We start from the raw sequence: 26,478 nt of genomic DNA, 5'->3' as shown, positions 1-26,478 counted from the left end.
ATGCACCGCGTCGAGCATGTGATGGGGTTCCCGGTCTCGCTGCGGGTCGACGACGAGCAGATCGGTGAGGAGACGGCCGACGCCGTCTTCGCGTGGCTGCGTGAGGTCGACGCCCGGTTCAGCCCGTTCAAGGCGGACAGCGAGGTGCGCCGACTGGACCGGGGCGAGATCGCGCGGAGCGGGGTCAGCGCGGACCTCGCCGAGGTGCTGGACCTGTGCGAGGAGTACCGGGTCGCCACCGGCGGCGCCTTCGACGTACGGCTGCCGGGGCGCGGGCTCGATCCGTGCGCGGTGGTGAAGGGCTGGTCCGTGCAGCGGGCGGCCGAGCTGCTGAAGGCCGCGGGGGCGCGGCGCTTCGTCCTCAACGCCGGGGGTGACGTGGTCGTCTCCGGCGGGCCCTGGCGGGTGGGGGTACGGCACCCCGAGCAGGCCGACAAGGTGTGCGTGGTGGCCGAACTCGGGGACGGGGCGATCGCGACGTCCGCCCGCTATGAGCGCGGCGACCACATCATCGACGGGCGGACCGGACGTCCGGCGACGGGCCTGCTCTCGTTGAGCGTGGTGGCGTCCTCCCTGACCGTGGCGGACACGGTGGCGACCGCCGCGTTCGCGATGGGCGCGCAGGGTGCCGAGTGGGCGGCCGCGCGGGAGGGTTGCGAGGTGTTCGCGGTGGACGCGGAGCAGCGGGTCCTGCGCACGGAGGGCTTTCCGGTGGCGTCGGCGGAGACGCGGGCGGCGGACACGCGGGCGGCGTAGCCGCGTATCCGGGGGGGCCGAGCGGCCCCCTCCCTCACCCCTGGTCGGCGTGCGTGGCCTCCCTGCGCCGCCGCAGCACGAACACCACCGCCGAGCCGCCGAAGAGCACGGCCGTGATCAGCAGCCAACGGGCCGGGAAGCCGTCCGCGGACAGGCCGGTGGCGAAGGCGTAGCGGTCCGCCACCCGCCCGCTGATCAGCGGGAACCAGACCAGCAGGAGCAGCAGCGACAACGCGGCGGGCACACGGACGTACGACACCCACCGCCGGCCTCCCGCCGCCTCGAAGCCCCGGAGCAGCGCCTGGTCCGCAGCCCCGTACAGCGGCACCAGGACCAGGTCGTGGAGGACCGCCGCCCCCACGAACCACAGCGCGATCCCGAACCGGTCGCCGTCCAGGAGCCGCAGGCCCGCATACGCGGTGAGCGCGAACGAGCAGGCGAGGAGCAGGAGTTGGAGCGGGCTGCCGACAGCGGGCCGGGGTCGTCGCATCAGAGGTCTCCGAACGTCATCCGCGCCACCCACTTGGTGTTCAGCACACCGGGCGCGGCGGGCACGATGACGCGTGCCGGGTAGCCGTGGTCGGGGGTCAGGTCCTCGCCGTTGACGAACAGGGCGAGCAGGGAACGGGAGTCGGCGACCTGGTTGGCGCGCAGCGCGGCCCTGCGGAAGGCGCCGCGTCGCTGGAGGGATTCCACGAGGACGTCGGGCGGGTCCTCGTCGTGGCCGACCAGCCTCGCCAGGTCCCGTAGCCGTACTCCGCGCCACCACTGGTCGGACGTCGACCAGCCCTCCACGCAGGCGATGGGCAGCGCCGCGCTGTGCAACGGCAGGGCGAGCAGGTCGGCGCGGGTGAGGCGGACCGTTCTCCCGTCCCGCCCCTCGATCACCAGCCGCCACGCCTCCTCGTCCGTCTCGGCCTCGCGGATCCCCGCGTACGCGGCCGTCTTGTTGATCTGGAAGCCGCCCGGCCCGCTGCCCGGTTCGGCGCCGCCGTGCGGGGCGAGGAGGGCGGTCCGGCGCAGGACTCCGTCGAAGTTCTGCCCGACGGTCGTGGCGAACAGGAGCAGCGAGCCGCCACCGACGAACCAGAGGGCACCGCGCCGGGTGACGGTCGCCTCGGCGGGACTTGGCGGGACCAGGTCGTTCCTCTCCTCCCGTGCCTGGCGCAGATTCCGCCACGCCAGGGGCGCCTTCAGCACCGCGTGCGCGACGAACGCGGCGATGAAGACCCACGCCCCGTAGAAGTGCAGGGTGTAGAAGGAGCCGGGGAAGACGTAGTCCAGCTGGACGTTGAGCACGCCCGTCACGAACTCGAACAGGGCGCCCCCGACCAGGAAGAGCAGCGAGATCCGCTCCAGCGCGTGCGCGAGGGAGCGCGCGGGCGGCAGCGTGAAGAGCCTCGGCACGACCGACCACAGCTTGGCCAGGAGCACGGGGATGAGGGTGATGCCGAGCGTGACGTGGACGCCCTGGTTGAGCCGGTACAGCCAGTGCGGGTCGGTGGGCCAGGAGAAGAGGTAGAAGCCGAGGATCCCCTTGTCGGGGGTCTTGTCGTTCACCGGCGCCAGGTTCGGGTTGTAGGCGGCGTAGGAGACCAGCCCCGTCACGAACAGCACCGTGATCCCGCCGAGGAGGACGACGCCGAGCACCGAGGTCAGCCGGGGGCCGCGCAGGGGGCTGCGCCAGAAGGCGGGAGAGAAGGGAGTGAGGGGGGAGGAGGGAGTCCGTGCCATGCCCCGACGGTAGGTCCGGTCCGCCCCGGGAGAGGGTGCGCGAACCATGACGGATCTCTGACGTCCGCGCCTGTCAACCGTCCGGCGGAAGGTGCCCGGCCTAGCGTTCTGGCGTGAACCGCGACCTCCGCCATGACCTGTCCGCCGCAGCGGCCGCCGTGCTCCTCGTCGTGACCGCCGCCGTCCTCGGCACCGTGATCCAGCAGCGGGACGGCACGCTCCGGGTCAACTGGCCGCCTCTGTTGGCCGATTGGGGCCCGCATGCCGGTCCCGGCACCCCGGCCGCGCTCGCCGTCGCGGCGGCGGTCGTGGCGTACGGCCCCTCGGTTGCGGCCCGGCTGCGCTGGCGGCCACTGCTCCTCGCGACCTGGGGTGCCGGCCTGGCCTGGACCTGGTCCCTCGCCCTGGTCGACGGCTGGCACCGGGGCATCGCGGTGCGGCTGACGACTCCGCACGAGTATCTCCGGGTCATCGACCGCTTCCAGGACATCCCCGCCACGCTCCGGGGCTTCGCCGGCCACATCCTGCTCCAGTCGCCGGACAACTGGCCCGCCCATGTCGCCGGGCACCCTCCGGGCGCCACCCTCACCTTCGTCCTCCTCGACCGGATCGGCCTCGGCGGTGGCGGCTGGGCGGGAACCTGGTGCGTCACGGTCGGTACGACGGGGGCGGTGGCGGTCCTCGTCGCCGTACGCGCCCTGGCCGACGAGCGGCTCGCCCGCCGCGCCGCGCCCTTCCTCGTCCTCGCCCCGGCGGCGGTGTGGGTGGGCACCTCGGCCGACGGGTACTTCGCGGCGGTCGCCGCCTGGGCGGTCGCGTTCCTGGCGTGGGCGGTGACGGGCCACCGGCCCGGGTGGACGGGGCTTGCCTCGGGTCTCCTCTTCGGCTGGACGGCCTACCTCTCGTACGGCCTGACTCTCTTCGCCGTGATCGCCGCCGTCGTCCTGCTGCTGGGCTCCCACCGTGCCCGCCCTCTCCTCTTCCTGTCGGCCGGCTTCCTGGTCGCGCCCGTCGTGTTCACCGTCATGGGCTTCGACTGGTGGGAGGCGTACCGCCTGCTGGTCACCCGTTACCACCAGGGTGCCGGGGGTGTGCGGCCGTACGGCTACTGGGTGTGGGCCAATCCGGCGTGCACGGTCGTCATCGTGGGCCTGGGCACGGTGGCCGGCCTGCGACGGGCGGGTGTGACGCTGGTCCGGCGCGCTGAGCGGGCCCAAGTGCGCCTCGCTCTCCTCGTGTTCGGCGCGCTGGTCGCCCTGCTCGTCGCCGACCTGTCCGGCATGAGCAAGGCGGAGACGGAGCGGATCTGGCTGCCGTTCGCGCTGTGGCTGCTGCCTGCCTGTGCGTTCCTGACGGGCCCGCGCACGTGGCTCGCGGCTCAGGCGGTGCTCGCGCTGGCCGTGAATCACCTGTTGCTGACGGGTTGGTGAGCAGGGGGTTGGAACACAGGGTGGGTGAACCGAGTTGGTGGACACACGGTTGGCGAACACCGAGTTGGCGGACACGGAGACGGCAGAATAAAGTTAGGCTTACCTAAGTCGAACGCCTTGGGCTTCTCGAAAGGTCTCCATGTCTGCTGCCCCCCGCCCTGAGCCGACGCCCGCCGAGCGCGCCCGCTCGGTGCTGGCGGCGGCCGGCTCGCTGACCGTCACCACGCAGGGCCATCGCATCGAGCTGATCGGCCTGCACACCGTCGACGCCGCCGCACGACTGCTCCTGCACAACCCGCCGGACGGCCACCTGGCCGCCGAGCTGGCGGTGGCGCCGCAGGGCGATCTCGCCGCCCTCGTGGAGTTCACCGACGTCGCCGCCGTGGCCGTACGCGAGCGGGTGCGCTCCCGGTTGACCCTGGGCGGCCGGCTCAGCGCCCTCGGCCCGAAGAACCTGGTCTTCCATCCGGCCCGGGCCGTGCTCACCGAGGACGACGGGACGACCGTCATCGCCCTCGACGAACTGACCCTCGCCTCACCCGATCCCCTGGCCAAGCACGAGGCGGAGATGCTGGCCCGGCTGGACGCGGCCCACGCCCACACCGTGGCCCCGCTCGCCCGTCTGCTCCCGGCCCGGGAACAGCTCGGCGCGACCGGTGTACGGCCGCTGCGGCTCGACCGGCACGGGCTCGTGCTCCGGCTGGAGACGCCGGGCTCCCACCACGACGTCCGCCTGCCCTTCGCCTGCCCGGCCACCCACCCGGGAGAGGCGGTGCACCAGATCCACGCCCTGCTCGCCGAGGCCACCGCCCGTCCGCGCGGCCGTCATCTGCCGACCAGGTCGTAGCCGGGGGCGCCCCCGAAACCGCCGACCTCCGGGCCACTCGCAGAGGCCTTCCCGTCTCCTCCGCGAAGGCGCCCGGAGGTCGGCTCTCACCGTCGGGTTCCCGTCTCCAGACGCTCGGTCGTCCGCATGAGAGAGACCGTGAACGGGTGCTGAGGTTCCGTCAACACCTGTCGCCCCGGCCCCTGTTCGACCAGCTCACCCGCGTCCAGCACGGCGATGCGGTGGGCCAGGCGTGCGGTGGCCAGGTCGTGGGTGATGAGGACGAGGGACAGGTCGTCGCCCTCGCCGACGAGACCCGCGAGGACGTCGAGGATGCCCCGCCGGGTGACCGTGTCCAGGCCGGAGGTGACTTCGTCGCAGACCAGCACCCGGGGGCGGGCGAGCAGGGCCCGGGCGAGGGCGGCGCGCTGGAGTTCGCCGCCGGAGAGCTCACCGGGGCGGCGGTGAGCCGGCTCCTCCGCCAGGCCGAGGCGGTTCAGGGTGCTCAACGCCTCGTCCGTGGCAGCCCGTTCATCGGTCCCGCGCAGCCGTACCGCCGTACGGGCCACCTGGTGCAGCACGGGCCGGTGCTCGCCGAAAGCGGCTCGGGCGTCCTGGAAGACGTACTGCACGGCGGCGAGTTGAGCCCGATCGCGATGGCGCAGGCTGCGCGGGAGGGGCAGGCCGTCGAGCAGGATCTCACCGTCGTGGTCGCGGTGCAGGCCCGCGAGACAACGGGCGAGCGTGGTCTTGCCGCTGCCGGAACGGCCGACGACGGCGAGGCATTCGCCGGGGTGGAGGGTGAGGTGCGGGGCGCGCAGAACGACGGTTCCGCGGCCATGGACGGCAGTCAAGTCCCGCACCTCCAGGACGGGTTGACCCGCTCCGATGCTCTCCTCGCCCTGCCGGGCGGCGCGCTGTTCGTCGAGCAGCCGACGGGTCCACTCGTGCCGGGGTGCCGCCCACAGCCGCTCCACGGGGCCGGACTCGACGACCCGGCCCGCGCGCATGACGAGGACCCCGTGGGCGAGGGCACGTACCACGTCGAGGTCGTGGCTGAGCAGGACGACCGCGATACCGCGTGCCGCGACGGCGGCCAGCTGCTCGACGATGCGGCTCTTGGTCAGCGCGTCCTGGCCGGTGGTGGGTTCGTCGGCGACGATGACACGGGCGCCGAGCAGCAGGGCCTGGGCGAGGACGACGCGTTGCTGCTGGCCGCCGGAGAGCTGGTGCGGGTAGCGGCGCAACAGGACTTCGGCGTCCGGGAGTTGGGCGTCGGACAGGGCTCGCAGGACCAGTGCTCGGGCGGCCTGACGGCGTTCGGCGCGGGGCAGGTGGCGGACCTGGGGGCGGGCGATGTCGGCGAGGAGGGCGCTGACGCGGCGCGCGGGGTTGAGGACGGCCGCCGGATGCTGGGGCACATAGCCCACCGGTCCGTCCCCCGGCCGCCGCACCTCACCCGTGACACGGGCGCCCGGCGGATACTCCCCGAGCAACGCCAGTCCCGTCGTGGTCTTGCCGCTCCCCGAGGCGCCGACCAGCGCGGTCACCTCGCCGGGCGGCACCCGCAGGTGCACTCCGTCGACGATGGCACGGCCGTCGATCTCGACACGCAGGTCGCGGATCTCGGCGACCGCCGCCTCCGTTGCCCGGCTCACCGGCGTCGCCCCTTCTTCTCCCCGAAGGCTTCCCCGAAGACCTCCCGGGAGGCCTCCGCCCTCAGGCCGGTCTTCTTCTCCAGCGCCGCGTCGAAGAGCAGGTTCGTCCCCATCGTCAGCGCGACGATCAACAGCGCGGGCACCACCACGGCCCAGGGCTGCACCAGCAGGCCGGTGCGGTTGCGGTCGACCATGACCGCCCAGTCGGCGGCGTCCGGCGCGACGCCGACGCCGAGGAACGCGGCCGTCGACACCAGGTAGAGCACGCCGGTCAGCCGGATCCCGGCGTCGGCGGCGAGGGTGCGCAGGGCCGACCGGCCGACGTAGCCGACGGCGATCCGCCACCAGGTCTCCCCCTGCATCCGCAGCGCCTCGACGGCGGGGCGGGCCGCGGCCTCCCCCGCCGCCGCCCGCACGATCCGGGCCGCGTCGGGCACGTTCACCAGCGCCACGAGCAGCGCGAGCCCGGCCGCGCCCGGCGCGAACACGGAGGCCACGAGCAGGATCAGCAGCAGCGACGGTACGGCGAGCAGCACGTCCAGCGGCCGCATCAGCAGCTCTTCCAGCAGGCGGTGGCGGGTGAGGGCGCCGGTCAGCGCGACCGGGACGGCGACGAGATACGCGAGCGCGGTCGCGGCCAGCGCGGTGAGGACGACCGTACGGCCGCCCAGCAGGACCTGTTGCCACACGTCACGGCCGACGAAGTCGGTGCCGAGCCAGTGGCCGCCGCCTTGGGCGAAGGAGATGGCGTGAGGTCCCGGGTCGCCCACGAACAGCGGCCCGAAGAGGGCGAGTACCAGGGGGGCGGCGACGACGGCGAGGCCGAGCGCGAAACGGCGATGGCGACCGAAGGGCGGCTTCATGCGGCCACCCCCGCCCGGGGAGTGAGCCGGTGGGCCACCAGGTCGGCACCGAGGTTGAGCACGACCGTCAGCACCCCGAACACCACGGCCAGCCCCTGAACCACGGGTACGTCACGTTCGGCCACGGCGTTGAGGAGGACCGTGCCCAGGCCCGGGATCACGAAGAGGGCCTCCACCACGATCACCCCGCACAGCAACCAGTCGACGGTGCGGGCGAGTTGCTGCGCGGCCGGGGCGAGGGCGTTCGGCAGGGCGTGGGTGTAGCGGACGCGGACGCCGGGGACGCCGTAGCGGCGGGCGTGGGCGGCGTAGGGGGAGGCCAGGGCGTCGACCATGCCGGCCCGCACCAGCCGGGACAGGGAGCAGACCGGGCGGGACAGCAGGACCAGCACCGGCAGGACCAGCGCCGCCGGATGGCCGAGAAGGTCGGTGCCGTAGCCGACCGCCGTCGGCGGCAGCCAGGCCAGCTTCAGGGCGAGGACCGTCACCAGCAGCACCCCGAGGGCGAACTCGGGGACGGCGTACACGGCCAGCGTCACCGAGCTGACCAGCCGGTCGACGAGGCGTCCCTCATGGCGGGCGGCGAGCACCCCGAGGCCGAAGCCGAGCGGGACGAGGAGCGCCAGGGTGAGCGCGGCCAGCAGCAGGGTGGGGCCGAAGCCGTCGGCGATGTACTGGGTGACGGGGCGGCCGGAGGCCAGGGAGGTGCCGAAGTCGCCGTGCAGCAGCCCGGTCGCCCAGTCGGCCAGCCGCTCGTACGCAGGCCGGTCCAGGTCCATCGCCTCGCGGATCGCGGCGATACGCGCGGGGTCCGGCTGGTCGCCCGCGAGGGCCACCGCGGCGTCGCCCGGCAGCGCCTCGGTGAGCGCGAAGACCAGCAGCACCACGGCCACGGTCTGCGCGACACCGAGGAGCAGGCGCCGGGCGACGAAAGAGCGCAGTGGGCTCATCCTCACGCGAGCCACACCTTGTCGAAGCGGGCCCAGTCGAGGGTGTTGGCGGGGGCCTTGGTCTCCACCCCCCGCACCGTGCGCGCCGTTCCGATGATCCAGTCCGCGAAGCCCCAGATGAGGAACCCGCCCTCGGCGTACAGGCGGCGCTGCATCCGTTCGTAGACGGCGGCGCGTTCGGTCTTGTCGCGGGTGGACTGGGCCTGCTGGTAGAGGGTGTCGAAGTCCTTGTGCCGCCACTTGGTGGCGTTGGTGGTGGAGTCGGTGAGCAGGCGCTGGGAGAAGTGCGCCTCGATGGGCATGGCGCCGGAGCGGTAGCAGCACAGGGTGCCGTTGTCGAGGATGTCGCTCCAGTAGGAGTCCTTGCTGCCCATCTTCACGTCGATCGTGACGCCCGCCTTCGCGGCCTGGTCGCGGAAGATGCCGGCGGCCTCGGTGAACCCGGCGGCGACGGCCGAGGTGTCCAGGGTGACCTTGAGCTTCTCGGCGCCGGCCTTCTTCAGCAGGGCGCGGGCCTTGTCGAGGTCCTGCTCGCGCTGCGGCAGGCCGGCGGCATAGTACTCGTAGCCCTTGCCGAAGAGGTCGTTGCCGACCTCGCCCGCGCCGGACAGCGCGCCGTCGACGAGTTCCTGGCGGTCGGCGATCAGGAAGAAGGCCTCGCGGACCCGCTTGTCGTCGAAGGGCGCCCGGTCGGTCTTCATGCAGAAGGCCTGCATGGCGCTGTTGCGCAGCCGCACGATCTCGATCTGGCCCCCGGACTCGTGGGCCCGCGCGGTCGTCGGGTTGAGTTCGTGCGCGTATTCGACCTGACCGCCGAGGAGGGCGTTGACGCGGGCGGACTCCTCGTTGGCGACGACGAACTCGATCTCGTCGAGGAGCGGGGCGCCGTCCCAGTAGTCGTCGTTGCGGCGGAAGACGGCGGAGCGGCCGGGGGCGAAGGAGACGAACCTGAAGGGGCCGGAGCCGACGGGCTTCTTGTCGAAGTCGGTGGCGTTCTCCGGGACGATGTACGCGCCGAACGCCGCCAGGACGTTGGGGAATTCGGCGGTGGGCCGCTTGAGCACGAACTCGATGGACCGCTCGCCGGTGGCGCGGCTGGCGTCTAGGTCGAGGGGCTCCAGGGACGCCTTGGCGCGGAACGCCTGCTCGGGGTCGGCGATCCGGCGGTAGCTGTACAGGACGTCCTGTGCGGTGACGGGCTTGCCGTCGTGGAAGGTCGCCTGACGTAGCGTCACCTGCCAGCGGTCGAGCGTCTTGTTGGACTCCCACTTCTCGGCGAGGCGGGGCTGGGCGGAGAGGTCGGCGCCGTAGTCGGCGAGCTTGTCGAAGAGCGCCTTGGCGCGGGCGACGTCGGCGAAGAGGTTGGCCAGATGCGGGTCGAGGGTCTCGCTGGCGCCGCCCCCGGCGAACGCGGCACGCAGCCGTCCGCCGCGCTTCGGGGTGCCGGACCCGGCGTCCGCCTTGTCGTCGGTGCCGCCTCCGCAGCCGACGAGGGAGAGGGCGGCGACACCGGACGTCGCGGCGAGGAAGCCGCGTCGGTGCAGGCCGGGAAAGCGTTCGTCGTTCATGACTGTTCCTTGGAGTGTGTGGGTCAGCGGGTGGTGTTCAGGCGCGCCACGACGTGCAGCCGGTCTCCGTCGGTGCTGTCGCCGGGCGACTCGCCCTGCTGCCAGGGAGGTTCGGTGCGGGGTCCGGGGCCGTCATGGAGGTCGAGCACCTGGAAGCCGTGCGCGGCGAGCAGGTGCCGTAGCTCCTGCGGGAACAGCAGCCGCCACGCGGAGCGCTGTTCGACCGGCGGGGTTCCGTCGTCGGCGGTCCACACGCGCGTACGGCGCAGGAGTTGGGCGGTGCGGTCGACGGTCAGGGTGGTGGTGGACCGGTAGGCGGTGCCCCGCCAGGTGAAGGCGTTGACCGTCGGGCTGTCGAGGAGGTCCGTACGGCCGAGGAAGTACGCGCCGTTGCGCAGCTCCGCGACCAGCAGCCCGCCCGGGGCGAGGGCGTGGCGGCAGGAGGCGAGGAAGCCGTCGAGCTGGTCGTTGGTGTGGCAGTACAGCAGGGAGCTGTCCAGGCAGACGACGGCGTCGAAGGGGTCCCCGCCCAGGTCGCGCAGGGCGAAGCCGTGCAGGTCGGCCCGGACATAGGTGGGTCCCGGGTGGTGGGCGCGGGCGTGGGCCAGCATCGCCTCGGAGAGGTCGGCGCCGGTCACCGTACGGCCGACGGAGTGCAGGTGGGCGGCGTCGCGCCCGGTACCGCAGCCCATGTCGAGGACACGTGGCCCGGCGCCGTGGCGGCGCAGGCAGTCCTCGGCCCAGCGCCCGGCGAGCCGGTCGGGGTCGGGGAAGCGGGCCTCGTAGAGGGCCGGGTTGTCGGTGAGGAGGTTGCCGTCGGTCATGCGTCGGCCCTCTCGCGCACCGGTTCGTCGGCCTGCGTCGGCAGCACCCCGCGCCGGCGCAGCCATGCGACCCCGCCCGCCGAGGCCAGCCCGAACAGCGCACAGCACACCCACGGCAGCCACGCGTGGCCGCCCCGCTCGCCGGAGTCCATGGACCAGCCGACGGCCGTGTTGCCGAGCGCGGCGGCGATGCCCGAGACGACGTAGAAGATCCCGAAGTACGTGCCGGTCAGCTCGGGCCGCCCGAAGCGCGGGATCAGCTCCATCACGAACGGCGAGGCGATCATGATGCCGAGGTACAGCAGCAGCGCGCCCACCAGAACGGGCACGGCACCTGCCGTGAAGGCCGCCGGCAGGAAGGCCAGCCCCATCACCGCGAGCCCGACGGCGATCCAACGCGCTCTGTCCCCACGGGCCTTGAGGGCGGTCGTGATTCTCAGCTGAAGCGCCAGGTTGGCCACCGTGCCGACGAGGAAGACGATGCCCGCGGCCCCGTCCCAGCCGGTGGCCTCGCGGGCCCCGTCGGGCAGCAGCAGGTACAGCTGGTTCTCCAGGGTGAACATGCCGACCATGGCGAGCGCGAAGGCGAGGAAGGCCCGGTTGCCGAGCACCTCGCGCCAGTCGCCGAGGACACCGCTGTTGCCGCTGGGTTCGACCTTCCGCGCGGGCAGGACGAGGGCCTGCGCCACGGTGAGCACCGCGAAGATCCCGGCGGCGGTCAGGGCGGACGTGCGGAAGTCGACGAGGAGCAGGGCGCTGCCCAGCAGCGGCCCGATGAGCGCGCCGGTCGTGGCGAACACGTTGAACAGCGCGAACGCCTCCGCCTTGCGCTCCCCCGACTCCTGCGCCAGATACGCCCGCACGGCCGGGTTGAACAGCGCCCCCGCGAGCCCGCTGAGCACGGACGCGGCGAGCAGCACCGGCAGCCCGTCGCCCAGCGCGAACAGCCCGAAGCCGACGGTCCGCAGGGCGCACCCGGCGATGATGACGCCCCGCGCCCCGAGCCGGTCCGACGCGGAGCCGCCGATGATGAACAGGCCCTGCTGGCTCAGGTTCCGCACGCCGAGGACGATTCCGACGACCGCCGCCGACATGCCCAGGTTCTCGCCGAGGTGGGTGGCGAGGTACGGGATGAGGAGGTAGAAGCCGGTGTTGACGCCGAGCTGGTTGACGAGGAGAAGTTGCACGGCGAGTGGGAAGCCGCGCATCTCACGCCACGTCTTCATACGCCGTCACCTCCTCGACTCCCAGGCCGGGCCGCGCACTTGTGCGTACGGTGCCGTCCGCGCCGCCGATCCCCGTCCACGGGTCGTGCGCGAGCAGCAGATGCCCGTCCAGGTCGGCCCAGCGGGCGCGGTCGGCCAGGTGGACGGCGGGCGCGATGCCGAGGCTGCTGGCGGTGAGGCAGCCGAGCATCAGCTCCGTCCCGCTGCCCTCGATCAACCGCGCGATCCGCAGGGCCGCCCGGACGCCCCCGCACTTGGCGAGCTTGACGTTGACGCCGTGGACGCGCCCGGCCAGCCGCCGTACGTCCTCGATACTCACCGCGTCCTCGTCGGCGATGACAGGCAGCGGCGACCTCTCGGCGAGGGCGGCCAGCGCGTCCGGGTCACCGGGGACGAGCGGCTGTTCGACGGCCTCGACGCCGAGCGCGGCGAACCGGGGCAGCAGCCGCTGGGCCTCCGCCGTGCTCCAGGCCCCGTTCGGGTCCAGCAGCAGCCGCACATGAGGGGCCGCGTCCCGGATGACCCGCACGCGCTCCACGTCGTCCTCGGCATCGTTCGAGCCCGCCTTCACCTTGACGACCTCGAATCCACTCGCGGCGAGGCGCCGGGCCTCGGCGGCCGCGTGCGCGAGCGAGGTGATGCCGATGGTGCGTGCGGTGGCGACACCGAACGACGTCTCAGTGCCCAGGAGGCGGTGGACGGGCACACCGCCCCGTTTGCCGACGAGGTCGAGGAGCGCCGACTCGACGGCGGCGGTGACAGCAGGCGGTACGCCGTCCGGGGGCCGGGGCTCCGAGGGCCGCGTCTCCGAGGACAGGGCCTCCAGGGCGCTCTCGGGATCGGCGAACCGTTCCAGACCGACCGCCGAGATCAGCCGTACGAGCGTGTCGGCGTCCAGCCCGTAGTACACGCTGCTGACGGCCTCGCCGTATCCGGTCACCCCCTCGTGTTCGACGCCCAGCCACACGGCGTCGCGGGCGGTCATGGTGGAGCGGGAGATGCGCAGCGGCTCGGCGAGTTCGAGACGTACGGTGCGCAGGCGGGCCTTCATCGCGTCCTTCCGGGAGAGAGCGGATCGGCGACCCGGGCACACCGCGCCCACCCGCTCGCCTCGGCGGCATGGGGGTGCGGTATCTCCACGGGCCGGGTGGCGGCCGCGGCGAGGTCGAGGCCGTGGGCGGTGAGGAAGTCGTCGTCGTAGACGGTGCCGAGGTAGCGGTGCGGCCCGTCGGGGAACACGGTGGCGACGACCGCTCCCGGGTGCACGCGGGCCGCCCAGGCGGCGACCCTGGCGACCGCGCCCGTGCTCCAGCCGCCGCTGACGAAGCTTCCCCGGGCGAGCCTTCGGCAGCTGTCCACGGCCTCGGCGGGGCCGATCCAGTGGACCTCGTCGAAGGCGTCGTAGGCGACGTTGCGCGGGTGGATGCTGCTGCCGAGGCCGCGCATCAGCCGGGGGCGGGCGGGCTGGCCGAAGATCGTGGAGCCGGTGGCGTCGACGCCGATGAGCCGCAGCCCGGGCCAGTGCCGGCGCAGCGGGCCGATGATCCCGGCGCTGTGGCCGCCCGTGCCGACGCTGCACACCAGGATGTCCAAGTGGTCGAGCTGAACGCCGAGTTCGGCGGCCAGCGAGGCATAACCCGCCGTGTTGTCGGGGTTGTTGTACTGGTCGGGCCAGTAGGCACCGGGCAGTTCGGCGAGCAGGTCGCGCAGCCGGCCGAGGCGGGCGCCCTGCCAGCCGCCCTGCGGCGCCGGGCGGTCGACGAGCTCCAGACGGACGCCGTGGGCGCGCAGCAACTGCCGCATGGACGGCTCCAGTTCGCTGTCGCCGACGAGCACGACGGGATGGCCGAGCGCCTGTCCGGCGAAGGCGAGCCCGATGCCGAGTGTGCCGGAGGTGGACTCCACCACCGGGGCGCCCGGCCGCAGCTCACCTCGCTCCCGCGCACCGAGCAGCATCGACACGGCGGCCCGCGCCTTCATCCCGCCCGCCGCGAGCCCTTCGAGCTTGGCCCAGAAACCGGGGTGCGCGTGCGGCAGGTCGGTGGTGACACGGACGACGGGGGTACGGCCGAGCAGGGTGAGCAACTCCGGGCGGGCGGTGGGGCGTACCGCGGTGGCGGTCATCGTGCACCTCCGGCGCGGCGGTAGCGGTGGACGACCCCGGGCCCGCCGTCGAGCCAGAAGAAGGGGTACGGCTCCGCGCAGACCGCGCTCACGCCGTGTCCCAGGAAGCGGGGCAGCACCGCGCTGCCGGTCTGCGCGAACATCACCAGCGGCTTGCCGTGCCGCAGTGCGTGCTCGCGCAGGGCCTCGAAGCTGCCGTTGCCCAGGGTCATCCCGGACACCAGCAGCGCGTCACAGCTCTCGGCCGCGGTGAGCGCGTCCACGACGACCGGCTCTCCCCACTCCGTCACCCCGCCCTTGAGGTCGCACGGGACGTAGCCGAGCCCGCGCGAACGCAGCTCCGCCAGCAGGGAGTTGACGACTCCGACCACCAGCACCGTGCTGTCGGCCGGCAGGTCCAGCAGCTCCACCACGGCCCTCGCCCTGGCCGTGGACTTCTCCAGCGACGACCCGGCGGGCAGCGCGACGGGCAGCGCCCCGTGGTCCGGCGTGTGCGGGATGACGTGCATCAGATAGGCGTCCAGGGCTGCCACCCGCACGGCAGCCAGCGGGTGCTCCAGCAGCCGTGCCACGTCGGCGCCGACGCAGTCGTCGAGCGCGCCGTCGGGCAGTTCGCCGGGTTCGACCGCGCACGATCCGACGGCTTCGGCGAGGCGCAGGCTGAGGACCTCGTTGCGGTAGCCGGTGCCGCGGCCGTCGTGCCGTACGGCCTGCCGGGTGGTGAAGGCGACGGCGATGCGCTGGGTGCGGGGGTCGGGGCCGAGGGCGCCCGCGCGGACCTGGGCGACGAGATCGTCGTACGTCCGACAGGGCGCCGTCGGTGAGGCGCTGAGGGCGGTCATCGGATCACCATCCCCGCGCGCAGCCCGGCCAGCAGGTCCTCGACGCGGTCGCGGGCGCCGGGTCCGTCCGGGTCGCCGGCCATGATGTGGCCGAGGTACTCGTTGTTGCTGCCCGCCGCCTTCACAGCCTTGCCGGGCTCGGCGAGCTGCACCTCCAACACGCCTTCCGCCGAGGCCAGTCGACCGGCGTCGAGCGCTTCGAGCGTGCCCGCGCGGTCCGGGACGAGGAAGCCGACGGCGGCACTGCGCAGTCCGGTGTCCGTGCGCCCGAGGTCGGGCCGGCGGCCGAGGGCGACGTCCACGAAGGCGGCGGCGAGGTCGATGCCGGTGACATGGCGGACGAGCTCGGTGATGCGGTTGCCGGCGGGCCGGGGGTTGACCTCGACCACGCGCGGCCCGTCGGAGGTGAGCTTGATCTCGGTGTGCGCCACGACCCCGTCCGTGAGCCCGAGGGCCTTGAGCGCGCCGAGCGCGGTCTGCTCGGCGGCGTCGAGGTCGGCGAGGGACAGGGCGGCGGGGAACATGTGGCCGGTCTCGATGAAGGCGGGCGCCCCGCCGATGCTCTTGTCGGTGACGCCGACCATGTGCACGGCGCCCGCGTACGACACGGTCTCGACGCTCACCTCGGGGCCGTCGAGGAGCTCTTCGAGGAGGACGGCGGGGGTGCGGCGCTGGCCGCGGGCGTTGACCGGGAAGTCGGCCAATGCCCTTACCAGCTCGGCGAGTTGGGCCTCGTCGTCGACGCGCCGCACATACATGCCGGCGCACAGGTCGACCGGCTTGGCGACGAGCGGATAGCCGATCTCCCGGGCGGCCCGCACGAGCTCGGCCCACTCCTCGTGGACGGCGAAGCGCGGTCCGGGCAGGCCGGCGTCGGCGAGGACGCGGCGGGTGGCGTCCTTGCGGCAGGCGTTCTCCACCGCCTCGGGGCCGGGACCGGGCAGGCCGAGGTGCCCGGCGATGCGGGCGACCGTCGGGAGGTAGTAGTCGCAGGAGGTGATCACCCCGTCGAAGCCCAGGACCGAGTGCAGCCGTGCCGCCTCGGGCAGCAGGGTGTCGAGGTCATTGGTCTCGGCGGTGATCACATTGCGGGCGCCGAGCAGCGGATGCGCCGTGCCCTCGGGTGCCGAGCGCAGGTAGTGATGCAGGTCACGGGTGAGGAAGGTGAACTCGTGTCCGCCCTCCCGGATCGCCCGTGGCAGCAGTCTGCTCATCGACCCGACCCAGCTCTCTACCACCAGCAGATGAGCCACAACTCCCCTTTTCGTGCCGTGAGTTCAGACGTCAAGGCAGCCCGGGGCGCCCCTCGGTCGGAGGGGTTCCGGACTTGACGCGCACACGTTAGCGATAATCATTTTCATTTGCTACCCCGTTCTTACCCAGCCTGGGAGTGACCTTGTCCGTCCCACCTCGCCCCGCCACCCTCCTCTGCGCCCTCGTGGCCGCGGCCGCCCTGCTCCCCACGGCCGCCCCCGCCCGGGCGACGGCCGCCCCCAGGGCCCTCACCTTCGGCCCCTGCCCGGCGTCCGTACCGGCGCCGCCCACGCCGGACCGCGTGGAATGCGGCCGCCTCACCGTCCCGCTCGACTGGCGGCACCCGTCCTCCGGGCCGCGCATCGAGATCGCCGTCTCCCGTGTCCCCGCCTCCGGCACCCCGGCCGAGCGGCGCGGCATCCTGCTGGTCAACCCGGGCGGCCCCGGCGGCTCCGGGCTCCCCTACGCGGTGACGAAGCGCGCCAAACTCCCGGAGAGGGTGCGGCGTTCGTACGACGTCATCGGCTTCGACCCGCGCGGTGTCGGCCGCAGTACGCCGGTCGACTGCGGTGCGATGGGCGGCCTGTTCACCGGTCCGGGCGCGGACCCGGTGCCGGTGGGCCCGCGCGCCGAGCGGGCGTACCTCACGTCACAGCGCCGCATGGCCGACGACTGCGCGACGGGAGCGGGCACGGCGGTGCTGCCGTACCTGTCCACCGAGCAGACGGCGTACGACATGGACGCGATCCGCGCCGCACTGGGCGAGCCGCGCACGAGCTTCCTGGGAGTCTCGTACGGCACCTACCTGGGCGCGGCCTACGCGGCTCGCTTCCCGCACCGGGTCCGCCGCATGGTGCTGGACAGCGTGGTCGGGCCCTGGGACTGGTACGACTTCGACGTGCTCCAGAGCCGGGCGCTGCTGCGCGCCCGGGACACGTTCCTCACCTGGACGGCCGCGCACGAGGAGCGCTTCGGACTGGGCGGCGACGCGGACGCCGTACGACGGTCGCATCTGCGCGTACGCCAGGGCCTCGCCGCCCGCCCGGTGAACGGATTCGGCCCCGCGGAGTTCGACCGCGCCGTCTACCGCGCCCTCGGACGCACCGAACGCTGGACCGGCCTGGCCGACGGTCTGCGCACCTACCTGACGGACGGCGGTGTGGCCGGTCTTCGCCCCGCCTCCGCCTTCGACAGCCCGGAATCCCGCAACTACGAGGCGGCCAACCGGATCGTGAAGTGCGCGGACGGTCCGGGACCGGCCCCGCGCGAGATCGTGGCGGAGATCCGCCGCATACGGCGGCTCGACCCGCACCCGATCCTGACCGGCCTGGAGGCCTCGGCCTGCGCGTACTGGCACCACCGCCCCGACCGTCGCACCCCGCTCGGCAGCCCGGCCGCCCCACCGGTCCTGCTGGTCGCCTCCGCCCACGACCCGGTGACCCCGATCGAGGGCGCCCGCCGACTGCGGGAGGTACTCCCGGGCTCCCGTCTGGTGACCCTCGACCACGACTTCTCGCACGGAGTGTTCGCCAGTCGGGGGAACGCTTGTGTGGACGGCGCGGTGGCGGCCTACCTGGTGGACGGGACGGTGCCCGGAAGCGATGTGCGCTGCGACGGGCCGGGATTGCCGGAGGCGGGTGACATGCACTGAGCACCCGCCCCACTGACGCGGGACGGCTAGACCCGTACTTCGCGGGTCGTTGATTCGTATGGTGTGACCGGTCCGGGGTGTGTCCTGGGCCGGGGGTGTGGCGTTGGGTGGGGTGTGTCGATGACTTCCCGGTCCCCGCGGCCACGGTCTCAGCGTCAGCGTCTTGAAGTGGCGGTGACGTCCGTGGTGGAGAAGCGTCTGGGCGCTCTGCCTGTCGCTGCCGAGTTTCTGCGTCGGCTGGATGTCGCCGGGATCGTCGACGAGGTGTGTCCTGGTGGCGCGAGTGCGCTGGTGACGCACGGGCAGGTGATCGAGGCGTTGGTGGCCAACCGGCTGACGTCGCCCGCGCCGTTGGTGCGGGTGGAGGACTGGGCCAGGTGCTGGGCAGTGGAAGAGGTCTTCGGGATCGAGCCCGCTCTGCTCAACGATGATCGTCTGGCCCGGGCACTGGATGCGATCGCTCCGCAGCTGGAGCACATCGCGGGCACGGTCGGGGCGCGGGCGATCGGTGAGTTCGGGATCGATGTGGCCCGGATGCACTGGGACATGACCAGCATGTCCGTGCACGGGGCCTTCCCGGTCGAGGGTCAGGAGGAGGACTTCCCCGTCATTGGCTACGGGCATCCCAAGGACCGGCGCTTCGATCTGAAGCAGGTCCAGGCCGGGCTCGCGGTGTCGGCCGACGGCGGCATCCCGCTCCATGCCCGGGTCTTCGGCGGTGGTGCGGCCGAGGTCAGCCAGGTCGTCGGCGCGATGAAGGACCTGCGGGCCATGGCCGGTGAACGCGACTTCCTGATGGTCGCCGACTCCAAGCTGGTGTCCTACTCCAACGTCCGTGCCCTGCTGGCGGCCGGGGTCCAGTTCATCGCCCCGGCCCCGGCCGCGCAGGTCAAGGACGAGGTCTATGCCGCTCTCGATCCCGCGCAGGCCACCATCGTGGACTGGACGCCCAACCGGGAGGCGGGCAAGCCCGCCGAGCGGCGCGAGACCTACCGCGTGCTGGAGGACACCCACACCCTGACCGGGCCCCGCAAGAGCGATCCTGTGCTCACCGTGCGACGGATCCTGGTCCACTCCACCGCGAACGCCGCCGGCCAGCAAGCAGCCCGGGACAAACGCCTGGCCAAGGCCGCCCAGGACCTGAACAAGCTCACCGCTGCGGCCGGCGGACGCCACTACAAGACCCGGGAGAAGATCGTCGCCCGAATCGGTGTCATCGCCGCCAAGCGCCGTGTCACCTCTTGTCTGCGCTGGACCGTCACCGATAACGAGGACGGCACCCCGGTCCTGGCCTGGCACTTCGACACCGGCGTGCTGAAGGCGGAAGCCGTGGTCGACGGCTGGTACGCACTGCTGACGTCTGTCCCCGCCGACCAGGCGGACGCTGGGCAGACTCTGATCCACTACAAGGGCCAGGGCGCGGTCGAGCGCAGATACCACGACTTCAAGGGCCCGCTCGCGGTCGCGCCGGTCTTCGTGCAGCACAACCGGCGCGTTGCCGCCCTGATCCAGGTCATCTGCCTGGCCCTGCTCGTCTTCTGCCTGATCGAACGGCAGGTCAGACGCGCGCTCGGCCCCGAGCAGACCATGAGCGGCCTCTACCCCGACAACCGCCGGGTCCGCCCCACCGGCCGCATGGTCTTCTACCACCTCGGCGAACTCACCCTGCGCATCGGCAACATCACCGACCCGCCCACCGTCCAGATCACCCGCGGCGTCCAACTCCACCTCCTCGACCTACTCGACACCGACATCGGACAAACCCGCTGGCCACAGACCTGAAACGGTGACCCGCGAAGTCCGGGGCTAGACGCCCACGTCGCGGCGGCCCTCCAGGACGCGGCGCTCGGCCTCCTCCACGAGGAGCCGGGCGGCCGGGTCACCGCCGTGGGCCCGGACCGTGCCACGGACGAGTGCGAGGTAGAACAGTGCGGGCGCGCACGGGGTCCAGTCGGGTGTCTCGTGGAGGAAGGTCAGCACGGAGTCCGGATCGGAGGGTACGAAGGCGTAGGCGTCGTGCTCCCACTTGTCCTCGACGCCGCGGCTCCACCGCTGCCGCAGCTCCTCCTCGCCGAGATCCTCCAGGACGGCGCGGAGGAACACGGCCCACTGGTTGTTGCGCAGGTCCAGGCCGAAGCCGAGCAGCTCCAGATCGACGCGGTCCTGCCGGTGCACGGCGAGTTCCTCGCGCAGTGCGCGCCGCGCGACCTGGTGCAGGCTGATCTCGCCCGACTCGGACACGTCGTGGTTGGCCGCCATTCCCTCGTTGGCCGAGGAGTTCCAGCGGGAGGCGTTCGGTCCGGCCACCTTGCCGCTGCGGTGCGAGAACAGCATCTTGCCGTCCTTGCCCGTCTCCACCGCCACGTTCACGCCCAGGCTGCAGAACATCCAGGGCGGCGCGTCCAGCGGATCGGCGTCCTCCAGATACTGCTTGCGCAGCGTCGACCCGTTCTTCAGCTTCCGTCCGAGGTTGAGGGACGTCGTCAGGAAGTCGTAGTAGTCGGCGTCGAGCAAGGAGAGGGTCACCTGCGGTTCCTCAGCGACATGGCCCCGGGAGACCACCAGGCTCTCCACCGCGAAACGCGGGTTGTTCCACCGGTACGGCTCCCCCGCCGCCTGCCTTCGGGCCTCCTCGTCCTGGATCTCGCGCCGCCACAACCCCAGCTCGTCGGGGAACTCGACCCGCCGGCGGTCGTAGAGGACGCGGACGTTCTCCTCGTCGATCGGGCGGGTGCCGTCTCCTTCGTAAATATGGCAGTCGGTCACTTTGCCCACGACCGAGAACCTGTCCCGAAACGCCATCAACTCTCCTTTTTGGCAGGCAAGTCGATCTATGATAGTGGGCTGCCAGGGGGTCAAGTGGCGTACGGGGGACGGGGTGTTGCCATTGTCCAGGGGACACGCGAGGGACGCCTTACGGGCCGGAGGCATGGTCGGTGCGCTGGCCGTCCACACGTACGACAGGCCGGGCGGCCCCGAAATCCTGCGGCACATCGACGACGAGACGGCACAGTTCGTGGCGCTGGCTCACGACCAGCTCGGTTTCGGGGAAGTACTGAACCGGCCCGGCGGGCTGACGCACGAGCGGATCGAGGCCTGGCTGGAGGACTTCCTCGCCCGCAGGGCGGAACGGAAGATCCTCTACTGGACCGGCCACGGCGTCGTCGACGACGAGGGGGCCTTTCATCTCGCCTGCGGTGACAGCTGGGCCGGCGGGCCGTTCGACCCGTCCCGTTCCTTCGCCCTGACCGACCTCGTCGACCGCGTCCTCGATGCCCGGAACCCGGCGCACACCCTGCTCGTCCTCGACGCCTGTTCCTCCCACGGGCACCTGCGGCAGGCGCTGAGCCGCGCGGTGAGCAAGGAACGCGCGTCGGTCGCGGCGGCGTACGAGAACTCCACCAGCGGCTTCGCCGTGATCGGCACCTCCGGGGTCGGCGAGACCATCCGGGAGGGGCAGTGGCTGGCGTGGCTGACCAATGTGCTGAACAAGCCGGACATCGTGGTCGCCGACCATTCCCGGCCGATGCACCGTTCGGCCCTCTACCTCTCCGTTCCCTACCTGGTCGAGGCCATCGACCGGGAGGCCGCCGCCGAGGGGCTGGAGACCAAGGACGAGCGGCCCGGCTTCGAGGCGGTCCGCCAACTGCCCAACAACTTCCTGCACAACCCCCACTTCGACGACGGGGACGACGGGGACGAGAGCGGCTCAGGGCCGCGGCGCTGGGTCCGCACCGCCGTGCTGGCCGAGGACGCACCGCTCCCCTGGGCCGAGGAGTCGCCCTTTCTGCTCCAGGAAGGCGGCCTGCTGGAACGGGAGTTCACCGGCCGACACGCGCCGCTGAGCCGACTCGTGCGCTGGCTGGACACGGTCTCGCACGGCATGCAGGTGGTCACCGGCCCGGGCGGTTCGGGCAAGACCGCCCTGCTCGGCATGCTGGGCCTGCTGTCCGTGGCACGTCGCCGCGAACGCCTCGACCCCGCGCCCCCGCCGCAGATCTGTCCACGGCCCGGCACCCTCCACGCCCTCGTCAGCTGCCGTGACCGCTCGCTGGCGGAGGTCACCGGCGCCGTGTGGAAGGCGTTGGCGGCCTTCGGCGCGAGGCCCTCGTCGCCCGACTCGGCGCACGACCCCGGGAGTTGCGTCGAGGCCGTGGACGGCCTGGTGCGGCGGGTGGGCGCCCTCAACCTGGTCTTCGACGGCCTCGACGAGGCGATGCCCGGGCAGTCCCCCGACATCGCCCGGTATCTGCTCAACCGGCTCGCTCAGACGCCGGGAGTCAAGGTGGTCGTGGGGACCCGCCCGCGCCCCCGACGCCAACTGGCCGGGCCGGTACCGGCCGAGACGCTGCTCGACGTACTGGAGCAGACCACGGCTCCGCTGGCCCTGGGCGAGGACGACGACACCCGGCGGGACATCGCCTCGATGGCCGAGGCCGTCCTCGCCGCCGAGGGGCCGTACGCGGGCGAGCGACGGCTCCTCGCCCGTCGCGAGGCCGCCGAGCTCCTCGCCGAGGGGAGCGGGGGCCTCTTCGTCGTCGCCCGGCTGATCGCCGGGCGGCTGGTGCGCGCCGAACGGCCGCTCAGCCAGGGCGAGCTGGAGACGGAACTGCGGCAGACCGGCTCGGGACTGGAGCCCTGGGTGCGCCGGGAGGTCGAGCACCTGGAGCGCGGCGGCACCGTCCGCGCCACGGCCGCCCTCGCGCCGCTCGCCCTGGCCTACGGAGGCGGACTGGACGACATCCACCTTCTCGCCGCCATGGCCAACGCCCTCGACGGGCCGCACGGGGAGCTCACCCCCCAACAGGTCCGCGACGTCCTGGAGTCCGCCAAGGGCGGCCTGGTGACCGTGGACTCCGGTGCCTACCGGCTCGCGCACGCGGGCTACGGCGTCCACGTCCTGGAACGCCTGGGGTTCACCCCGAAGGAGGGGCACCGCAGGGTGCACGACACCCTGCACGCCCGTTGCGGCGGCGCCTGGCACGACCCGGCCCACGACTACACGCGCGCGTTCCTCGCCGGTCACGCGGCCCAGGCGGGCGTCGAGCAGCTGCGCGCTCTCCTGGACGATCCGGAGTTCCTGGTTCATACCGAACCCGATGTGCTGCTGCCGCTCGCCGTCACCCAACTCACGGAGTGCGAAGGGGCGGCGCTCTACCTCCGGGTCGCCGACGGCTTCCGCGGCAGACGCGATCCCGTCCTGCGCCGGGCCCTGCTGCGCGCCGCGGCCTTCGTCCACCACAACCGGCCCGGCGGCGCCTACGGCAGACTGACCTCGCCGGGCTTCACCGAGCTCCCCTGGACGGAGCTGTGGACCGACGCCGCGCCGGAGCCGCTCGATCTGCGGTGGCCGGCGGACCGGGGCGGTGCCCGCACGCTCCGCTGGTCCGGCACGTCCGCCGAGACGACCCTCTCGCTCGGGGTGGTCGGGGCGGTCGCCGTGCACGCCCCCGACACCGGCAGGCAGCTCCTCACCCACCGCGCCCCGGACCGTCGGCGCTCGCTCCGCCAGGTGACGGACACGACCGGAGGCGGGCGGCGGACCACGGTCGCGAGCGACGGTGCCGGCGTGTTCCTGTGGGAGGACGCGTCCGGTCTGCCCACCAAGGTCCTCGACTGGGCGGGCGCGCCGACCTCGCTCACCGCCGTCGAGTGCGCCGGCCGCCTCCTCGTCATGGCCGCGGACGGGCAGCGCCTGTGGGTCTGGCGGTGGTCGGCGGGCGACAGCGCGGCGAAGGCCGAGCTGGGGGGTGTCTTCGCACTCCCCGTCGAGCGTCTGGCCCTGGTCCGGCTGGCCGGGCGGTGCTTCCTGCTGTCGTCGGGCACCGGGACCCAGGTCCACGAGATCCACCCGGCGGGCCGGAACGCCGAGTTGCTCGGGACCCGTCTGCCGCTGGCGCACGCCGAGCGCCGCAAGGTCCGGGCCATCGCCGCGCTCACGGAACCGATCCGGCCCGCGGCGGGACTGCAGGGCCACCACGCGTGGCTGGCGCGTGCCGACGGGCACACCGCGGACGTCTGGCGGCTCACGATGACGGCGGGCCCCTGGCCACGGGAGAAGGGCGGACGCTCGCCGGACTGGAGCGTGGAGCAGGTGCTCTCCCTGGGCGCGCCGGACGCCCGGGGGGTGACGCTGGGGTACTGGGGCGACCGTCCCCTGCTCGTGCTGCACCAGGGCGACCGCGTGGCCGTGCACGACCTCCGTGACGACCGGCGCCTGTGTTCCTTCGAACTCCACGGGCACCGCGATCCGCAGGCGTTGGCCTGTGCCCCGGACGGCAGCGGACGGATCGCGGTGGCCGACGACGCCCACGTCCGCGTCCTGGACGTCGCCGCCGCGGCCGCCGTACGCCATCGTCATCCGCACCGCAGCTACACCGAACGGCTCATGGTGGAGCTAGCGGCGGGGCCGGACCGGGGTCCCGCGCTGCTGTGCCGGACGGCGGGACGGATGGTCCTCGCCGGGTACACGGAGGCGCCGGCCGCGGACACCGAGCCGGTCGCGCTGGACCATGACGAGCCGGTCACCGCCGTGCGGGCCGTGTGGCACGAGGGCCGCTGGCTCGTCGCGACCGCGTTCGGGCGCACCGTCCGTGTCCGGTCGCTGTCCGCGGACCTGCAAGCCGCCGAGTTCCTGGAGGACATCCCCCTGCGGGGCGACACGGGCCAGATCGCCCGTGGTCTCGGACTGATCGTGGAGCACGACGGTGTGCCGAGCCTGTTCGTTCCCGACATGCGTCATGTGCTGCACCGGCGGCTGGTGAACGGCCGGTGGACGGTGCGGGACGAGTTCGGCGCCGTGGCCCATGCGATCGGCGCGCGGGCCATGGCCGACGGCACGACCTGGGCCGTCGTCGACACCGGCCGCGGCTTCAGCGTCTGGCGGCCGGGCCGGGACGCGTGGAACGCGCTGCCCCTCCTCCCCGACGGGGGGCGGCGCACCGCGATGCTGACGCTGGGCGAACTCCATGTGATGGGCAGGTCGACCCCGCTGCTGGCCTGGGCCGAACAGGACCGGATCCACACGGCCGCCTTCCGGAACGGGCGTTGGGCCTCGCGACATCTGCCGTACGACGGTGGCGTCCCGACGGCGCTCGTGTTCTCGGGGAGCGCCGACCGGCCGCTGCTGGTGGTGTGCGGCGGGGAGCGGACGCTGGCGGTGTACGACGCGGCCAGGGCCTGGCCGCCCGCTGAAGCAGGCGGTGGTCCCCTGGCGCGGCATGGACGTCGAGGCGGCCGCCGCGCTGTACCAGGAGGGCCGGGGCCTGGTGCTGGCGCTGCAGAGCCGTCGGCGCTGCGACCAGCTCGTGCTCGGTACGGACGTATTGCATCAGGAGTCGAGGAGGCAGCCCGGTGAAGCATGACCTGGTCGTTTTCGTCCCGGGGATCACGGGAAGCAGTCTGACCCGGGACGGCAAGGACCTGTGGAACCTGTCGTTGCGGGCTCTCATGGGAGCCCTGCCGCCGAAGAAGCTGATCGAACGGCTGCGGCTGCCCGAGGGGATCGGTGACGAACGCCCCGAGGAACCCTTCGCGGTCGAGGCCCTCGACCTGGTGCGGCGCCCGACGGGGCTGCCGGGACTGCTGATGCAGCACGGCTACCCGGAGGTGAGCGGCCTGCTGACCGGGATACGCCCGGAGCAGTTCGTGGTGTTCCCCTACGACTGGCGGCTGTCCAACCGGCTCACGGCCAGGGATCTCCAGCTCCGTGTGGAACGCGAACTCACCCGGTGGCGGGAGGAGTTCAGGAACCACTATCCGAAGGCCGAGGACGATCCCGCCGTCGTCCTCCTCTGTCACTCCATGGGCGGCCTGATCGCCCGCCACTACCTGGAGTGCCTGGGCGGCCGCGAGACGGCCCGCCGGCTGGTGACCGTCGGGACGCCGCACCGGGGCGCGGCCAAGGCGGTGCAGTTCCTCACCGGACAGGGCTCTGACAGCGGCCTCCTGGGGCGTGCGGCGCCGGGGCCGGTGCGGAGAGTCATGGAGCAACTCGCGGACCTGGCACGCACCTTCCCCTCGGTGGGGCAGCTCCTGCCGGTGTACGACGCGGTCCGCCGCCCCGACTACCCCGAGGGCTACTACGAGCCGCTGACCGACATCGACGTGGGCCTGCCCACCGCGACGGTGGACGACGTCTTCGCCTTCCACGAGGCGTTCGAGACCGCCAACCTGGCCAACCTGCGCGCGAGTTCGGATCTACGGCGGCCCTACGAGGTGCGCTGCCTGGGCGGACGCGCCCATCGCACCGTGCACGGCGTGGTCGCCTCGCCGGGACGCGAGCTGCGCTTCGTGGACGTGCTCGACGACGAGGAGTCCTGGATGGGCGACGGCACGGTTCCGGCGGAATCGGCGTTCGCCGCCTGGGCCCTGCGCAGCACCGACGAGGCCGTCTGGAACGGCCACCGGCACTCCTCCCTCGTCGACCGTGAGGCGTTCGGGCACCAACTGGACGCGATCTACGCCGGCAAGTCGGCCCGTGCGACGCTCGCCGACGACGAGTTCGGCCTGGTGACGCCCGAACTGGCGGTGGCCGGTGAGCCCTTCGAGATCGTGACCACCGACGTGGCCCGCGGCCGGGCCGTCCGGGCCGCACTGCACGCGCATGACGCACCCCACCCGGAGGACTGGACCGTGCTCGCCCCGTCCGGCCCGGAAGAGCGCCGCGGCAGCCTCACCGCGGGCCCCGGCACCTGGGTGCTCACGGTCGTCGCCGACAGTCCGCGCGTCGTCCAGCGCGAGGTCGTGATGGTCATCGAGGCCTGACACCCC

General features: G+C 72.8%; 19 protein-coding genes and 1 pseudogene. 7 read left to right on the top strand and 13 right to left on the bottom strand.

The genetic code is table 11. The annotated features are described in order from the left end of the window. Complete coding sequence (locus tag ABIE67_RS35765) at nucleotides 1-756, top strand: FAD:protein FMN transferase (RefSeq protein WP_370265681.1); 756 nt, start codon at nucleotides 1-3, stop codon at nucleotides 754-756. Nucleotides 757-790: 34 nt separating this feature from the next. Here the strand turns inward: ABIE67_RS35765 and ABIE67_RS35760 are convergent, their stop codons facing one another. Further along, nucleotides 791-1,246 carry a hypothetical protein gene (locus ABIE67_RS35760; protein WP_370265680.1) on the bottom strand — a complete coding sequence of 152 codons (456 nt, stop codon included), beginning with the start codon at nucleotides 1,244-1,246 and terminating at the stop codon, nucleotides 791-793. Further along, nucleotides 1,246-2,490, bottom strand: coding sequence for a molybdopterin-dependent oxidoreductase (locus ABIE67_RS35755; protein WP_370265679.1), 1,245 nt, complete (start codon nucleotides 2,488-2,490; stop codon nucleotides 1,246-1,248). Before ABIE67_RS35755 ends, ABIE67_RS35760 begins: the two co-directional genes overlap by 1 nt. Before the next feature lie 113 nt (nucleotides 2,491-2,603). On the opposite strand from ABIE67_RS35755, the gene ABIE67_RS35750 reads away from it, so the two are divergent. After that, nucleotides 2,604-3,920 (top strand): hypothetical protein, encoded by a 1,317-nt coding sequence (locus ABIE67_RS35750; RefSeq protein WP_370265678.1) that lies wholly within the window; start codon nucleotides 2,604-2,606, stop codon nucleotides 3,918-3,920. A 139-nt stretch (nucleotides 3,921-4,059) separates the two neighbouring features. Next, the gene (locus ABIE67_RS35745; protein WP_370265677.1) at nucleotides 4,060-4,767 is read left to right on the top strand and encodes a DUF2470 domain-containing protein; all 708 of its coding nucleotides are present in this window, start codon (nucleotides 4,060-4,062) and stop codon (nucleotides 4,765-4,767) included. 86 nt (nucleotides 4,768-4,853) lie between these two features. On the opposite strand, the gene ABIE67_RS35740 is transcribed toward ABIE67_RS35745, so the two are convergent. From ABIE67_RS35740 to ABIE67_RS35695, 10 genes and pseudogenes are all read right to left on the bottom strand, one after another. Beyond that, complete coding sequence (locus ABIE67_RS35740; protein WP_370269274.1) at nucleotides 4,854-6,608, bottom strand: ABC transporter ATP-binding protein; 1,755 nt, start codon at nucleotides 6,606-6,608, stop codon at nucleotides 4,854-4,856. After that, nucleotides 6,554-6,955, bottom strand: a pseudogene (locus ABIE67_RS35735) (ABC transporter permease subunit); the annotation flags it as partial. The gene ABIE67_RS35740 and the pseudogene ABIE67_RS35735, both read right to left, overlap by 55 nt. A gap of 308 nt (nucleotides 6,956-7,263) precedes the next feature. Beyond that, nucleotides 7,264-8,217 (bottom strand): ABC transporter permease, encoded by a 954-nt coding sequence (locus ABIE67_RS35730; protein WP_370269269.1) that lies wholly within the window; start codon nucleotides 8,215-8,217, stop codon nucleotides 7,264-7,266. Nucleotides 8,218-8,219: 2 nt separating this feature from the next. After that, nucleotides 8,220-9,785, bottom strand: coding sequence for an ABC transporter substrate-binding protein (locus ABIE67_RS35725; protein ID WP_370265676.1), 1,566 nt, complete (start codon nucleotides 9,783-9,785; stop codon nucleotides 8,220-8,222). 23 nt (nucleotides 9,786-9,808) lie between these two features. Beyond that, nucleotides 9,809-10,609: a class I SAM-dependent methyltransferase gene (locus ABIE67_RS35720; RefSeq protein ID WP_370265675.1), complete on the bottom strand. Its 801-nt coding sequence runs from the start codon at nucleotides 10,607-10,609 to the stop codon at nucleotides 9,809-9,811. Continuing rightward, complete coding sequence (locus tag ABIE67_RS35715) at nucleotides 10,606-11,835, bottom strand: MFS transporter (RefSeq protein ID WP_370265674.1); 1,230 nt, start codon at nucleotides 11,833-11,835, stop codon at nucleotides 10,606-10,608. The genes ABIE67_RS35720 and ABIE67_RS35715 overlap by 4 nt, the downstream gene beginning before the upstream one ends. Beyond that, the gene (locus tag ABIE67_RS35710; RefSeq protein WP_370265673.1) at nucleotides 11,819-12,886 is read right to left on the bottom strand and encodes a dipeptide epimerase; all 1,068 of its coding nucleotides are present in this window, start codon (nucleotides 12,884-12,886) and stop codon (nucleotides 11,819-11,821) included. Before ABIE67_RS35710 ends, ABIE67_RS35715 begins: the two co-directional genes overlap by 17 nt. Then, a complete protein-coding gene (locus tag ABIE67_RS35705) occupies nucleotides 12,883-13,959 on the bottom strand; it encodes a PLP-dependent cysteine synthase family protein (protein WP_370265672.1) in 1,077 nt (358 codons plus the stop codon). The genes ABIE67_RS35710 and ABIE67_RS35705 overlap by 4 nt, the downstream gene beginning before the upstream one ends. Continuing rightward, a complete protein-coding gene (locus ABIE67_RS35700) occupies nucleotides 13,956-14,801 on the bottom strand; it encodes a Rossmann-like domain-containing protein (RefSeq protein ID WP_370265671.1) in 846 nt (281 codons plus the stop codon). The genes ABIE67_RS35705 and ABIE67_RS35700 overlap by 4 nt, the downstream gene beginning before the upstream one ends. After that, entirely contained in the window at nucleotides 14,798-16,054 is a 1,257-nt protein-coding gene (locus tag ABIE67_RS35695) for an ATP-grasp domain-containing protein (RefSeq protein ID WP_370265670.1), read from the bottom strand. Before ABIE67_RS35695 ends, ABIE67_RS35700 begins: the two co-directional genes overlap by 4 nt. Before the next feature lie 143 nt (nucleotides 16,055-16,197). Here ABIE67_RS35695 and ABIE67_RS35690 point away from each other — a divergent pair, with 143 nt between their 5' ends. Further along, the gene (locus ABIE67_RS35690; protein ID WP_370265668.1) at nucleotides 16,198-17,706 is read left to right on the top strand and encodes an alpha/beta hydrolase; all 1,509 of its coding nucleotides are present in this window, start codon (nucleotides 16,198-16,200) and stop codon (nucleotides 17,704-17,706) included. 168 nt (nucleotides 17,707-17,874) lie between these two features. Continuing rightward, nucleotides 17,875-19,488, top strand: a complete 1,614-nt coding sequence (locus tag ABIE67_RS35685) for an IS1634 family transposase (protein ID WP_370251876.1) — start codon at nucleotides 17,875-17,877, stop codon at nucleotides 19,486-19,488. 24 nt (nucleotides 19,489-19,512) lie between these two features. Here ABIE67_RS35685 and ABIE67_RS35680 read toward each other — a convergent pair whose 3' ends face one another. Continuing rightward, nucleotides 19,513-20,508, bottom strand: coding sequence for a translation initiation factor 2 (locus ABIE67_RS35680; RefSeq protein WP_370265666.1), 996 nt, complete (start codon nucleotides 20,506-20,508; stop codon nucleotides 19,513-19,515). Nucleotides 20,509-20,635: 127 nt separating this feature from the next. Between ABIE67_RS35680 and ABIE67_RS35675 the strand changes: the two genes are divergently transcribed. Then, nucleotides 20,636-25,063: a peptidase C14 caspase catalytic subunit p20 gene (locus ABIE67_RS35675; RefSeq protein ID WP_370265664.1), complete on the top strand. Its 4,428-nt coding sequence runs from the start codon at nucleotides 20,636-20,638 to the stop codon at nucleotides 25,061-25,063. Further along, complete coding sequence (locus ABIE67_RS35670; protein WP_370265663.1) at nucleotides 25,060-26,472, top strand: esterase/lipase family protein; 1,413 nt, start codon at nucleotides 25,060-25,062, stop codon at nucleotides 26,470-26,472. The genes ABIE67_RS35675 and ABIE67_RS35670 overlap by 4 nt, the downstream gene beginning before the upstream one ends. Nucleotides 26,473-26,478: the final 6 nt, after the last annotated feature.

The sequence above is a fragment of the Streptomyces sp. V4I8 genome, from assembly GCF_041261225.1.
Classification (GTDB): domain Bacteria; phylum Actinomycetota; class Actinomycetes; order Streptomycetales; family Streptomycetaceae; genus Streptomyces.
The sequence above is the reverse complement of the archived record's forward strand: the minus strand, read 5'-3'. Positions and strand labels throughout refer to the sequence as shown.